A 12,761-nucleotide genomic window follows, 5' to 3' on the forward strand; every position below is an offset into this window, starting at 1 on the left:
CAAACCAGGCCACTCATACGTGGCCCGGTAATGAGGATCAGGCAGACGCCGCGTCGTAGAACATGGCGCTGCTCTTCTGCTCGACCAACGCCTGCTCGATAGCCGCCTGATGCACTTCATCGGCGTGCTCTTCACGGGCTTCGGGCTGGATGCCCAGACGCGAGAACAGCAACATGTCCTTGTCGGCCTGCGGGTTGGCGGTGGTCAGCAACTTCTCGCCGTAGAAGATCGAGTTGGCACCGGCGAAGAACGCCAGGGCCTGCATCTGCTCGTTCATGGCCTCGCGACCGGCCGACAGACGAACATGGGACTTCGGCATCAGAATCCGGGCCACGGCCAGCATGCGGATGAAGTCGAACGGATCGACATCTTCGGCATTCTCCAGCGGCGTACCGGCGACCTTCACCAGCATGTTGATCGGCACCGACTCCGGGTGCTCAGGCAGGTTCGCCAACTGGATCAGCAGACCGGCGCGGTCATCCAGCGACTCGCCCATGCCCAGAATCCCTCCGGAGCAGATCTTCATCCCCGCATCGCGCACATACGCCAGCGTCTGCAGACGCTCGCTATAGGTGCGGGTGGTGATGATGCTGCCGTAGAACTCCGGCGAGGTGTCCAGGTTGTGGTTGTAGTAATCCAGACCAGCCTGGGCAAGCGCCTCGGTCTGATCCTGATCCAGACGCCCCAGGGTCATGCAGGTTTCCAGGCCCATGGCTTTGACGCCTTTGACCATTTCCAGCACGTAAGGCATGTCCTTGGCCGATGGGTGTTTCCAGGCTGCGCCCATGCAGAAACGGGTCGAACCGATGGCCTTGGCGCGAGCGGCCTCTTCCAGCACCTTCTGCACTTCCAGCAGCTTTTCCTTCTCAAGACCGGTGTTGTAGTGACCGGATTGCGGGCAGTACTTGCAGTCTTCGGGGCAGGCGCCGGTCTTGATCGACAGCAGGGTGGAAACCTGAACGCGGTTGGCATCGAAGTGAGCGCGGTGCACGGTCTGCGCCTGAAACAGCAGGTCATTGAATGGCTGTACGAACAGCGCCTTGACCTCGGCTAAAGTCCAGTCGTGACGCAGAGTGGCGGTGGTGCTGGCGCTCATCGGGCGGCTCCTTGGTTTTATTCAGGCAGTGCGCCAAGGCGAGGAAAGCCCACAAGCGCTACACGGATGTTCGGCATATTTAAGGAAGAGCCATGCCCTGTCAACCCAATCACAACCATGAGGTTTACATCTGGTTAAAAAGCAAACATATCTGTTTATTGTGCGATGAATTCAGCGATGCGCCTTTTCCCGTTTGCGTGGCCTGCGAAACCGAGCTGCCCTGGCTTGGGGATCAATGCCTGCAATGCGCCCTGCCGCTTCCGGTCTCCGGTATGAATTGCGGGCAATGCCTCAAACGGCCACCGGCATTCACGGAAGTCATCGCGCCCTGGCTGTACGAGTTTCCGGTAGACGGCCTGATTACGCGCTTCAAACACCAGAGCCGGTGGCCCATGGGACGCTTGCTGGCGGAACTGGCCGGGCAGTTTCTACAGCACCGCTTTGACGAAGGCCTGACCCGGCCCGATTGCCTGTTGCCAGTTCCCCTGGCCACCCGGCGTCTGCGCCAGCGTGGCTACAACCAGGCGGGCATGCTGGCCGGCTGGCTGGGCAAAGCCCTGAATCTGCCCGTGGATGAACGCCAGTTAGTGAGAATTCGCGAAACAACGGCTCAGCAGGACCTGGATGCAAAAAGCCGCAAACGCAATCTGAACGGCGCCTTCAAGGTGGTCGATTCTGCCTGGGTGCAAGGCAAGCACCTGGCCTTGATCGATGATGTACTGACCACAGGCTCCACAGCGGATGTGATTGCCCGCACCTTGCTCAGTAATGGTGCTCGGCGGGTGGATGTCTATTGCCTGGCCAGAACGCCCAGGCCGGAGTGCTGATCCGCTTCTGGACGCCGACTTGTCTTACACTCGCCTCTCCATCAGTTACCTAATCCGTCGCCATGCCCTTACCGACTCTGCTGACGCAACACATGGTCCGTCGCCCACAGCGCATCGAGTTGCTGCAACACATCGCCGAGCAAGGCTCCATCACCCGGGCCGCCAAAAGCGCAGGCCTGAGTTACAAGGCGACTTGGGATGCCATCGACGAACTGAACAATCTGGCGCAAAAACCTCTGGTCGAGCGCAGTGTCGGCGGGCGTGGTGGTGGCGGTGCGAAACTGTCTGCCGAAGGTGAGCGTGTGCTGCGTCTCTATCAGCGATTGCAGGCACTGCAAGCTCAGGTGCTGGAAGCCACCGAAGAAAGCACGGACCTGGACCTGCTCAGTCGCCTGACCCTGCGCACCAGCGCCCGCAACCAGTTGCTGGGCCGCATCGTGAGCATCACGCGGCATGGGCATAACGATCATATTCGTCTGCAAATGGCCGACGAGGTGTTCATCGAGGCGCAGATTACCCATGACAGCACCCAGCGCCTGGACCTGCAGACCGACACCGATGTCGTGGCGCTTATCAAGGCGGGCTGGCTTGAGCTGCACCCTCACGATCACGAAGAAACAAATGGAAACAATTGTCTGTTCGGGCTGATCGACAGCATTCTCGAAGCCGAAGACGGCCCCTGCGAAGTGCGCATCAATCTGCCTGGAGGCCAGACGCTGTGTGCCTTGGCGCCTTCTGCACAGCTTCAGGCTCTGAGGCTGGAAACAGGCAGTCAGGTGCAAGTCCGTTTCCCCCCGTCACTGGTCTTGCTGGGCACACCTTTGTAAGCGGCTGTGTCGTCATTCCTGCGACACAATTTCGTCATATACGGCAATTATCGTGGCTGCCACCTCTGTGGGAGCCGTGATGATGAAACTATTAGAAGAAAATCAATCCACCGACCTCGAAAAGATGGTCGGCCTCACTCGCCGTGGGTTCATCAGCGCAGGCGCCCTGTGCGGTGCCGCGATGTTCCTGGGCGGCAACCTGCTGACCCGTAGCGCACTGGCCAACAGCGTCAGCGCTGCATCGGGCAAGCTGCTGGGTTTTGAAAGCATCCCAGCCGCCACCGCCGACACCATCAGCCTGCCGCCAGGCTACAAATCCTCGGTTCTCATCAGTTGGGGTCAGCCCTTGCAGGCAGGCGGTCCGGCCTTCGATCCAAGCGGCAAAGGCACCGCCAAGGCACAGGAAGTGCAGTTCGGCGACAACAACGACGGCATGAGCCTGTTCCCGATGCCCGGCCACAAAGACCGGGCGCTGATGGCGATCAACAACGAATACACCAACTATCGCTACCTCTTCGATCACGGCAAGGAGCCGCAATCGGCCGAAGAAGTACAGAAGGCGCTGGCCGCTGAAGGCGTGTCGGTCATCGAGGTCCAGCAGAAGAACGGCCAGTGGCAATTCGTGCAGGACTCCAAGTACAACCGCCGCATTCATGGCAACACGCCCATCGACCTGAGCGGCCCGGCTGCCGGTCATGAATGGCTCAAGACCGACGCCGACAAGACGGGCACACATGCCCTGGGCACCTTCCAGAACTGCGCCAACGGCAAGACGCCGTGGGGCACTTACCTGACCTGCGAAGAGAACTTCACCGACTGTTTCGGCAGCAGCGATCCGGAACAGAAATTCGACGCCGGCCTCAAGCGCTACGGCGTCGTGGCCGCCAGCAAGGACATCAACTGGCATCAGCACAACCCACGCTTTGACGTGGCCAAAAATCCCAACGAGGTCAACCGTCACGGCTGGGTCGTCGAGATCGACCCGTTCGATCCCAAATCCACGCCAGTCAAACGTACCGCGCTGGGCCGCTTCAAGCATGAGAATGCCGCACTGACCGAAACCAAAGGCGGTCGCGTCGTGGTGTACATGGGCGACGACGAGCGTGGCGAGTTCATCTACAAATTCATCAGCCGCGACAAGATCGATCATCAGGATCCCAAGGCCAATCGCAACCTGCTGGATCACGGCACCTTGTATGTGGCGCAGTTCGACGGCGGTGACAACAACCCGGATCGCCCGAAAGGCAAAGGCCAGTGGATCGAACTGACCCACGGCAAGAATGGCCTGGATGCCGCAGCCGGTTTCAACAATCAGGCAGAAGTGCTGATTCATGCACGTCTGGCCGCCAGCGTGGTGAAAGCCACACGCATGGACCGCCCGGAATGGATCGTGGTCAGCCCCAAGGATGGCCAGGTCTATTGCACCCTCACCAACAACGCCAAGCGCGGCGATGATGGCCAGCCGGTCGGCGGGCCGAACCCGAGGGCCAAGAACCAGTACGGGCAGATCCTGCGCTGGAAAGAAGCCGAAGATAATGCCTCGGCCATGGAGTTCGAGTGGGATCTGTTCGTGGTCGCGGGCAACCCGGTGGTACATGCCGGCACGCCACAAGGCGGATCGAGCAACGTCAACGCCCGGAACATGTTCAACAGCCCGGACGGCCTGAGCTTTGACGAAGCCGGTCGCCTGTGGATTCAGACCGACGGCGACTCCAGCAACAAGGGTGACTTCGCTGGCATGGGCAATAACCAGATGCTTTGTGCCGACCCGCACAGTGGCGAGATTCGTCGCTTCCTGGTCGGGCCGATCGGTTGTGAAGTGACCGGTATCAGCTTTGCGCCGGACTACAAAACCATGTTCGTCGGTATCCAGCATCCTGGCGAAAACGGCGGCTCCACCTTCCCCGAGCACCAGCCCAACGGCAAGCCCCGCTCTTCGGTGATGGTGATTACCCGCGAAGACGGCGGCATCATCGGCGCCTGAACAGTAGGAGCGCGCTTGCCCGCGACCGGCTGCGTAGCAGTCGTAAATTTTGCGAGCGCTTCGCACTCGGTCGTCGGAGTGCCGCCCAGGGCAAGCGCGCTCCTACCTGTTTGCTGCGCGACAGCGCGGCGCCGAGGCGGCGGGTGATCTCCTACGGCTGCCGGGTATCAATCGATCAACCCATTGGCATCATAAAACGGGTACGGCCCCTCATAATCGCCGAACACTGCGTTATGGGTCATCAGGCCGTCCTGCGGGTGCCAGCGATGCAGCAGGTAACCGGCAGGCTCCAGGTTGAAATGCGCCGGGGCGTTCTCTGCGAGATCGAGCACGATCTGATGGGAAGTACCGGGGCAAATACACGCCATGCTGCCGCCAAACCGGCGCTGCATCGGTCGGTGCAGATGTCCGCAGAGCACGCGCTCAACCTGTGGATGCAACGCAATCATCTCTTCCAGCGCGGCCGCATTGCCAAAGGGCTGCTGGTCCATGTGACCGATGCCGCTGATAAAGGGTGGATGGTGCAGGATCAGAATCGTCGGTACATCGGGTCGACGCGACAGTTGCGTATGCAGCCAGTCGATCTGGCCATAATCCAGCCGCCCGCCATGCTCGCCCGGAATGGTTGAATCCATACCGATCAAACGCACCGGATACTGCTCGACAACCCAGTCCAGTGGCCCACTCGCCGACAAGGGCAGATACAGGCGGTCAGCAAAAGCGGCCAGCAGATGCTCACGGTCATCATGATTGCCAGGCACCAGATAGAACGGCATGTGCAAACGTTCCAGCTCGGGCTTGAGTACGGCGTATTCGTCGGCGCGGCCAAAATCCACCAGGTCACCGCTGACCACGACGATATCGGGGCGAGGCGTGCTGGCGTTGATATGTTCGACCGCTCGACGCAACGCGCCCAGCGTGTCGACGACGCCATAGGTCAGACGCCCACCGGCTTTGAGGTGCAGGTCGCTGATTTGAGCAATAAGAAAAGGATGGTTCAAAATGATCTCTCGGTCAAAACGGCATCACGACGCCAGGGTAAACAGCTCTTGAGGCGCGACACTCAAGGCAATGGAGGTACCGGCCGCATGGATGACATTGTCTGAACTGTCCACCAGCAAAGGCTGAACCCCACCGACATCCACCAGCAGACGGCTTTGCGCGCCCTGGAAAAACTGCCCCACGAGTCGACCTTGCAGGTGCCCGCCAGCGGACATCACACGCAGGTGCTCAGGGCGGCAATAAACGATGGCCGGATCCTGATCAGCACTCCAGGGCAGCTCACCGCCACTGACTTTCAGGCCGAACGGCGTACGCCCAAGCACGCTGAAAGCGTTGAGATTGCCGACAAAACCGGCCACGAAAGCATTGGCAGGCTGCTGATAGATTTCCCGCGGGGTCGCCAGTTGTGCGACGCGGCCTTTTTCCATGACCAGAATGCGATCCCCCAAGGCCATGGCTTCGCCCTGATCGTGGGTGACAAACACGGAGGTGATCCCCAGGCCACGCAGCAACTGATCCAGCTCGCTACGCAAACGCTCACGCAACTGGGCATCCAGCGCGGCCAGAGGCTCATCCAGCAACAGCACCCGAGGACGAGGCGCCAGGGCCCGGGCCAGTGCCACGCGCTGGCGTTGTCCGCCGGACAGTTCGTGAATGCTGCGCTTGCCATGATCGTGCAGGCCCACCAGCTCCAGCAGTTCGGCGCAACGCTTGTTGCGCTCGGCGGGCGACATGCCGCGAATCTTCAGGCCATAGACGATATTCCCCGCCACATCGAGGTTGGGAAACAGCGCATAGTTCTGGAACACCATCCCCACATCACGCCGTTCGATAGGCAGGCGCGTGACATCCTGATTGTCGAACAGCACCTGCCCGGTATCCGGTCGCTCAAGCCCGGCTATCAGCCGCAAGGTGGTGGTCTTGCCGCACCCGGAAGGCCCGAGAATGGCCAGGGTTTCGCCTGGCTCAATGGTCAGGTTCAGATCATGTACAGCAACCGTGCCGTCGTGAAACGACTTGCGGCAACTTTGCAGGCGTATGGTTGTTCCGCTCATCGGCTTTCTCCACGGGCAAGACGGGCACTGATGGCCTGCAACGCAATGAGCAGCGGCACAATCAGCAACAGAAACAGAAGGGTGTAGGCGCTGGCGACTTCCAGGCGCGCCGAGGCATAACTGTCGGCCAGCCCAACGGGCAAGGTCTTGGTCATGGGGGTGTGGAGCATCCAGGTCAGGTTGAACTCACCCAGGGACAAGGTCACGACCATCAGCACGCCCGCGAGAATCCCGGCGCGGCAATTGGGGACCACCACACTGAAAAAGCGCTTGATCGGCCCGGCGCCAAGGCTGGCCGCTGCCTCTTCCAGGACCGGCAGTTGCTGGCGCTGCATCACGGCCATGACCGGCCGCACCAGGAACGGCAGCGTGAATAAAACGTGGCCCACCAGAATGAACAGCCAGCTCCCTCGAAAGCTGCCGAAGTGGCCATAGGTCAATAGCAACGCCAGAGCGCTGGCCAGACCGGGCATGGCCACGGGCAAGACCATCAGTTCCTCGAAGGCGCGACTGAAACGGTTGTTCATCCGCACCAGCGCATAGGCCGCTGGCACTCCGATCAGGCACACACAAAAGGCACAGGCCACAGCCAGTTGCAGTGACAGCCAGACCGTCGGCGAATAAGCCTGCCAGACTTGCAGCAGCCAATCGAAAGTCAGGCCGCTGGACAGGCCCTGGAAATAATTGCGCGTCAGACCGGCCAGCAGCGACAACACCACCGGGACCAACATGAACGCGCAGACCAGCAGGGTAAAAAGCAGTTGCACGACAAACAGTGTGGAACGTTTCACAGTGCAACTCCTGAAGTCTTGACCAGACGACGAGCCAGCAGCAACACCGCCCAGGTCACCGCACCGAGGATGACTGACAGCGCAGCGGCCACGGTGAAGTTGGCGTAGTTGGTGAAGACGTTGTAGATCGCGACCGGCGTGACGTTCAGCCGGGTACCGAGTGTGAAGGCCGTCCCGAAGGCGCCCATCGACGTGGCGAAACAGATCGCCCCGCAGGACACCAGCGCTGGAGTCAGGCCCGGCACAATCACGTCACAGACCACCCGCCAGTGACCGGCGCCCAGAGAATGCGCGGCCTCTTCCAGGCTGCGGTCCAGACTTTCGCAGGCCGCCATCACCGTGAGGATCACCCGCGGAATCGAGAAGTACAGATAGCCAATGAACAGGCCGGTGAGCGAATAGGCGAAGATCCAGCGCTCCCCCGCCAGCTCAAGCCCGAGCGCGGCAAAGATCCCCTGGCGTCCGGCCAGCAGAATCACCAGAAACCCCACCACCACACCGGGAAACGCCAGCGGAAAAGTCAGCAAGGCCACCAGTGCCGAGCGACCGAAAAAGCGCTGTCGGGCAAGAAACACACCGCTGATGCCACCCACCAGCAGAGCGGCAAGCGTGACCACCACGGACAGCAGGCAGGTCTGCGCCAGACTGCCCAGATACTGGGCGCTGCTCAGTACCTGCCAATACCCGTTGCCAGCCCCCTCGGGGTTCTGCCCGCCCAGAATGATCAGATGCGCAAGCGGCAACAGCCAGAAGGCCAACAGCACCGCCATTGCCGGGGCAAGCGCCACGGCAGCGCCCGGGCAATGGCTCAGCCTGAGGAGGCTGCACGGCCGCACAGTGCTTGCCTGCTCCAGCGAGGCAGTCATTACTTCACCTCACGCAGATAACGGGCGGCGAAAGCTTCCTGCGCAGCGGCCATCTGCTGGTAATCCACCACACCGGCACGGGCATAATCGCTGTCAGGCAGGAACTGAGCGGCCACCTCGGCTGGCATTTTCGAGCGCACAGGGCGCAGATACGCCTTGGCCCACAGCGCCTGCCCTTCATCGGACAGCACAAAATCCAGCACCTTCTCGGCATTGGCGCGATGCGGAGCTTTGTTGATCATGCTCATGACATACGGGACGCCAATGGTGCCTTCCTGCGGAATCACGAAAGCGACGTTGGCCTTGTCCTTGTAACGGGCGCGATAAGCGTTGAAGTCATAGTCGATCAGGATCGGCAGCTCACCGGAGAGCACCCGCGCATAGGCGGTCTGCTTGGGCACGATCGGTGAGTTTTTCGCCAGTTTCTGGAAGTAGTCGATGGCGGGAGCGAAGTTATCCAGCGTGCCGCCCATGGCCTGGTTGATGGCCACCGCCGAGACATAACCGACGAATGCGCTGGATGGATCGAGATAACCGACCATGCCCTTGTACTCGGGCTTGAGCAGATCCGCCCAGCTCTGAGGCACCGGCAGACCGCCCAGAGCATCAACGTTGACCATGATGCCAAGCGTGCCGGAGTGAATCGCAAACCAGTGACCGGCCGGGTCTTTCAGGCCAGCCGGAATATCGTCCCAGTGCTTGGGTTTATAGGTATCGACCACACCGGCCTTCTGCGCCTGCAAGCCGAAGGTCACGCCGTAATACACCACGTCGGCTACAGGCGCGGCCTGCTCGGCGACGATCTGCGCCAACGCCTGACCGGAGTTCTTGTTGTCCAGCGGGACCTGCACGCCCGTCTTGTCGGCAATCGCCTTGAGCTGCGTCCCCCAGTCAGCCCACTCAGGCGGGCAGTTGTAACAGATAGCGGTTTCAGCGGCCTGAGTCAGGCTTGCCACGCCGCACAGCAGCAGGGCTGCCAGGCTTTTACTGAGACTGAACATGAAGCATCTCCTCATGGGGCTGGGTACTTTCGCCAGGCCGGATATGGCACGGCAGACAATGGGAAACCGGGGCCGCGCCGCCGATCCGGGCCAGCAACTGGTCGATGACGATCTGCGCCAGTGCGGCAATCGGCTGAACAACGCTGCACAGCGTCGGGTGCATCTGGGTGCCGAGGGCGATGCCATCGAACCCGATCACCGAAAGCTGCTCAGGCACACCGAGGCCGTTACGGCGCAACTCGGCAATCAGGCTGATGGCCAACAGATCGTTGGAACAGACCAGCGCTGTCGGCGCATTCGGGCCACTTAACGAAGGCATCAAGGCAGCAAAATCGGCGCGGGTGTGGTCAGGCATTTCAATGACCGGCAGCACATCGAGGCCGCGCTCGGTCATGGCATCGCAATACCCGGCATAACGCAGGCGTGCCCGGTCGGACTGCATGGCCGGACCAGCCACCATGCCGACACGCCGATGACCGGCATCCAGCAGATAACGGGTCGCGAGGGCCATGCCTGCACGGTTATCCACAGACACGGCGCTGTAATCGGGGTTATCGGTCTGGTGATAGGCCAGCACGAAAGGCGTGTCTTCACTGGCAAGGTCTTGCAGAACACGATTGCACTCGGCATCGGTGACCGTCAGCACCAGGCCATCGACCCTCTGGCGCAGCAGCTCTTCGACCACTTCGCTTTCGCGCTCGCTGGCGTAGTCGGTGGTCGCCAGAAGCAGGTTGTACCCCCGCGCACGGGCTGCACGCTCCATGGCCTGGAACTGTTCGGCGAATACCGGGTTGAGCAGGTTGGGTACCACCACGCCGATCAGGTTGGTGGTTTGCAGACGCAGCTGACGCCCAAGGCGGTTGGGACGAAAACCCAGCTCGCTGGCCGCCGCGAATACCTGGTCACGGGTGGTCGGGCGCACCATGTCGGGCGTCGCGAAGGCACGTGCCGCGGTGGCTCGCGATACCCCTGCGCGTTGTGCAACCTCTTTCAAGTCAGTCATTGTCACTCGCTTGAGATCGATCTCATTGGCGGCGACACTAATCGACGGATATGGCTATGCGACGACCAAACGATGACCGTTGTGTGACGTTTGCGAAAAAGCGGATCGGCTTGGCGAACCACAGCCAGTCTGCGTTACCATCAGCAGTCCAACGCGGCGACTTGCTGCGCGCAGGAGTCAGCATGGCCCACCCGTTTGCAACACTCACCCCCGATCTCGTTCTCGACGCCGTGGAAAGCATCGGCTTTCTCAGTGACGCCCGCGTCCTGGCTCTCAACAGTTATGAAAACCGGGTCTATCAGATCGGTATCGAAAACGAACAGCCCTTGATCGCCAAGTTCTACCGCCCGCAAAGGTGGAGCAACGCAGCGATTCTTGAAGAGCACAGCTTCACCTTCGAGCTGGCCGAAGTCGAAGTGCCTGTCGTTGCTCCGCTGGTACAGAACGGGCAAACCCTGTTCGAGCACGGCGACTTCCGGTTCACGCTGTTCCCGCGTCGTGGCGGACGAGCCCCGGAGCCGGGCAACCTCGATCAGCTTTATCGCCTGGGCCAGTTGCTGGGGCGTATTCACGCCGTGGGCGCAACCCGGCCGTTCGAGCATCGCGAAGCCCTGGGCGTGAAAAACTTCGGCCATGACTCCCTCGACTATCTGCTGAGCAACGACTGCATCCCGCGCAGCCTGCTTCCGGCCTACGAGTCAGTCGCCCGGGACCTGCTCAAGCGTGTCGAAGAGGTCTACGCGGCAACACCCCACAGCAATATCCGCATCCATGGCGATTGCCATCCGGGCAACATGATGTGCCGTGACGAAATGTTCCACATTGTGGATCTGGACGACTGCCGCATGGGACCTGCCGTACAGGACATCTGGATGATGCTGGCAGGTGATCGTCAGGAATGCCTGGGACAATTGTCGGAACTGATGGACGGCTACAACGAGTTTCATGACTTCGATCCCGCCGAACTCGCGCTCATCGAGCCGCTGCGCGCCCTGCGCCTGATGCACTACAGCGCCTGGCTGGCCCGACGCTGGGACGATCCGGCCTTCCCGCGCAGCTTTCCATGGTTCGGCACGGAACGTTACTGGGGCGACCATATCCTGGCCCTGCGTGAACAGTTTTCGGCCCTCAACGAAGAACCTCTGAAGCTGTTCTGACACCCAGAAACCTGCCTTTGACAAGGACGCTACATGCAAGCTGCCAACCCACGCCGTGGATACCTTCTTGGCCTGAGTGCTTACATCATCTGGGGCCTGTTCCCGATGTACTTCAAACTACTCGCCACCGTTCCCGCCCTAGAGATCATCATTCATCGGGCGATCTGGTCGGCGCTGTTCGGCTCTCTGCTGCTCCTGTTCTGGAAACATCCCGGCTGGTGGCGCGAACTGCGGGAAAATCCGCAGCGGCTGGCGGTACTGGCGCTCAGCGGCAGCCTGATCGCCTGCAACTGGATGGTCTACGTCTGGGCCGTGAACAACGGACGCATGGTCGAGGCCAGCCTGGGTTACTACATCAACCCGCTGGTCAACGTGCTGCTCGGGATGTTGCTGCTGGGTGAACGCCTGCGACGCCTGCAATGGCTGGCGGTGCTGCTGGCTGCCGCCGGAGTGGCCCAGCAGGTCTGGCAGGTCGGCAATCTGCCGTGGGTATCGCTGCTATTGCCTCTGACATTCGGCTTCTACGGGCTGATCCGCAAGAAAGCGCCAGTGGCCGCACTGCCCGGCCTGGTGGTGGAAACCTGGATGCTGGTCCCGCTGGCACTGGCCTGGCTGCTGCTCACCCCCATTGCCCAGACTGCACAGCCTGAGTTCTGGACCACCAGCCAGGCGCTGTGGCTGGCAGCGGCCGGTCCGGTGACGCTGGTGCCTCTGGTCTGCTTCAACGCCGCCGCACGCCACTTGCCCTACACCACGCTGGGCTTCCTGCAATACATTGCGCCGACCCTGGTTCTGGCCCTTGCAGTGCTGTTGTATGGCGAGCACCTGAACACCAGCACCATCGTCACCTTCGTCTTCATCTGGGCAGGGTTGGCGATCTACAGCGTCGATGCCTGGCTGAGCCTGCGCCGCCGCACCTGATCAAAAAACATACAACCCTTTGCAAGCCACGATCCACATGGCCTGCAAAGGGTTCTCCAACGGTTATCCACAGGCAGGCTCACCTTATCTGTGCACAAGCCATTGAAACTGCTGGTTTTTTGATCAACCCCCGCAAAGCCTTGCCAACCGTGGCGCACAAGGCCATCTCCCCAGGTTATCCACAGGTGGGTGCACGGTTAACTTGGATAACCTGAGATTGAATGCAGCTTG

At 60.9% G+C, this 12,761-nt stretch carries 12 protein-coding genes; 5 read left to right on the forward strand and 7 right to left on the reverse strand.

The window, feature by feature from the left end:
• Positions 1-37: 37 nt before the first annotated feature.
• Positions 38-1,096, reverse strand: coding sequence for a biotin synthase BioB (gene bioB / locus KQP88_RS22740; protein WP_200995205.1), 1,059 nt, complete (start codon positions 1,094-1,096; stop codon positions 38-40).
• Between the two features lie 92 nt (positions 1,097-1,188).
• Between bioB and KQP88_RS22745 the strand changes: the two genes are divergently transcribed.
• The 3 genes from KQP88_RS22745 to KQP88_RS22755 all read left to right on the forward strand — a co-directional run bounded on the left by KQP88_RS22745 (position 1,189) and on the right by KQP88_RS22755 (position 4,734).
• Entirely contained in the window at positions 1,189-1,923 is a 735-nt protein-coding gene (locus tag KQP88_RS22745) for a ComF family protein (protein ID WP_216704243.1), read from the forward strand.
• Positions 1,924-1,985: 62 nt separating this feature from the next.
• The gene (locus KQP88_RS22750) at positions 1,986-2,750 is read left to right on the forward strand and encodes a TOBE domain-containing protein (RefSeq protein WP_216704244.1); all 765 of its coding nucleotides are present in this window, start codon (positions 1,986-1,988) and stop codon (positions 2,748-2,750) included.
• A gap of 82 nt (positions 2,751-2,832) precedes the next feature.
• The gene (locus KQP88_RS22755; protein WP_216706023.1) at positions 2,833-4,734 is read left to right on the forward strand and encodes a PhoX family protein; all 1,902 of its coding nucleotides are present in this window, start codon (positions 2,833-2,835) and stop codon (positions 4,732-4,734) included.
• A gap of 167 nt (positions 4,735-4,901) precedes the next feature.
• Here KQP88_RS22755 and KQP88_RS22760 read toward each other — a convergent pair whose 3' ends face one another.
• The 6 genes from KQP88_RS22760 to KQP88_RS22785 are packed head-to-tail and all read right to left on the reverse strand — an operon-like array spanning position 4,902 to position 10,452.
• Entirely contained in the window at positions 4,902-5,735 is an 834-nt protein-coding gene (locus tag KQP88_RS22760) for a phosphodiesterase (protein WP_216704245.1), read from the reverse strand.
• 24 nt (positions 5,736-5,759) lie between these two features.
• A complete protein-coding gene (locus KQP88_RS22765; protein ID WP_216704246.1) occupies positions 5,760-6,791 on the reverse strand; it encodes an ABC transporter ATP-binding protein in 1,032 nt (343 codons plus the stop codon).
• Positions 6,788-7,582, reverse strand: coding sequence for an ABC transporter permease (locus KQP88_RS22770; RefSeq protein WP_216704247.1), 795 nt, complete (start codon positions 7,580-7,582; stop codon positions 6,788-6,790). Before KQP88_RS22770 ends, KQP88_RS22765 begins: the two co-directional genes overlap by 4 nt.
• The gene (locus tag KQP88_RS22775) at positions 7,579-8,448 is read right to left on the reverse strand and encodes an ABC transporter permease (RefSeq protein ID WP_216704248.1); all 870 of its coding nucleotides are present in this window, start codon (positions 8,446-8,448) and stop codon (positions 7,579-7,581) included. Before KQP88_RS22775 ends, KQP88_RS22770 begins: the two co-directional genes overlap by 4 nt.
• Positions 8,448-9,449 carry an ABC transporter substrate-binding protein gene (locus KQP88_RS22780; protein WP_216704249.1) on the reverse strand — a complete coding sequence of 334 codons (1,002 nt, stop codon included), beginning with the start codon at positions 9,447-9,449 and terminating at the stop codon, positions 8,448-8,450. The genes KQP88_RS22775 and KQP88_RS22780 overlap by 1 nt, the downstream gene beginning before the upstream one ends.
• The gene (locus KQP88_RS22785; RefSeq protein WP_216704250.1) at positions 9,433-10,452 is read right to left on the reverse strand and encodes a substrate-binding domain-containing protein; all 1,020 of its coding nucleotides are present in this window, start codon (positions 10,450-10,452) and stop codon (positions 9,433-9,435) included. The genes KQP88_RS22780 and KQP88_RS22785 overlap by 17 nt, the downstream gene beginning before the upstream one ends.
• 182 nt (positions 10,453-10,634) lie before the next feature.
• Here KQP88_RS22785 and KQP88_RS22790 point away from each other — a divergent pair, with 182 nt between their 5' ends.
• Together KQP88_RS22790 and rarD are read left to right on the forward strand one after the other, a co-directional pair.
• Positions 10,635-11,609 carry a serine/threonine protein kinase gene (locus KQP88_RS22790; protein ID WP_216704251.1) on the forward strand — a complete coding sequence of 325 codons (975 nt, stop codon included), beginning with the start codon at positions 10,635-10,637 and terminating at the stop codon, positions 11,607-11,609.
• A 33-nt stretch (positions 11,610-11,642) separates the two neighbouring features.
• Positions 11,643-12,530 carry an EamA family transporter RarD gene (gene rarD / locus KQP88_RS22795; RefSeq protein ID WP_216704252.1) on the forward strand — a complete coding sequence of 296 codons (888 nt, stop codon included), beginning with the start codon at positions 11,643-11,645 and terminating at the stop codon, positions 12,528-12,530.
• The last annotated feature ends 231 nt before the right edge of the window (positions 12,531-12,761 follow it).

Source organism: Pseudomonas lijiangensis (genome assembly GCF_018968705.1).
In the GTDB taxonomy this organism is placed as follows: domain Bacteria; phylum Pseudomonadota; class Gammaproteobacteria; order Pseudomonadales; family Pseudomonadaceae; genus Aquipseudomonas; species Aquipseudomonas lijiangensis.

What these genes read in the sequence shown, in the direction of transcription:
- bioB (WP_200995205.1), bottom strand. Translation starts at nt 1,096, where the DNA reads ATGAGCGCCAGCACCACCGCCACTCTGCGTCACGACTGGACTTTAGCC.
- KQP88_RS22745 (WP_216704243.1), top strand. Translation starts at nt 1,189, where the DNA reads ATGCCCTGTCAACCCAATCACAACCATGAGGTTTACATCTGGTTAAAA.
- KQP88_RS22750 (WP_216704244.1), top strand. Translation starts at nt 1,986, where the DNA reads ATGCCCTTACCGACTCTGCTGACGCAACACATGGTCCGTCGCCCACAG.
- KQP88_RS22755 (WP_216706023.1), top strand. Translation starts at nt 2,833, where the DNA reads ATGAAACTATTAGAAGAAAATCAATCCACCGACCTCGAAAAGATGGTC.
- KQP88_RS22765 (WP_216704246.1), bottom strand. Translation starts at nt 6,791, where the DNA reads ATGAGCGGAACAACCATACGCCTGCAAAGTTGCCGCAAGTCGTTTCAC.
- KQP88_RS22775 (WP_216704248.1), bottom strand. Translation starts at nt 8,448, where the DNA reads ATGACTGCCTCGCTGGAGCAGGCAAGCACTGTGCGGCCGTGCAGCCTC.
- KQP88_RS22780 (WP_216704249.1), bottom strand. Translation starts at nt 9,449, where the DNA reads ATGTTCAGTCTCAGTAAAAGCCTGGCAGCCCTGCTGCTGTGCGGCGTG.
- KQP88_RS22785 (WP_216704250.1), bottom strand. Translation starts at nt 10,452, where the DNA reads ATGACTGACTTGAAAGAGGTTGCACAACGCGCAGGGGTATCGCGAGCC.
- KQP88_RS22790 (WP_216704251.1), top strand. Translation starts at nt 10,635, where the DNA reads ATGGCCCACCCGTTTGCAACACTCACCCCCGATCTCGTTCTCGACGCC.
- rarD (WP_216704252.1), top strand. Translation starts at nt 11,643, where the DNA reads ATGCAAGCTGCCAACCCACGCCGTGGATACCTTCTTGGCCTGAGTGCT.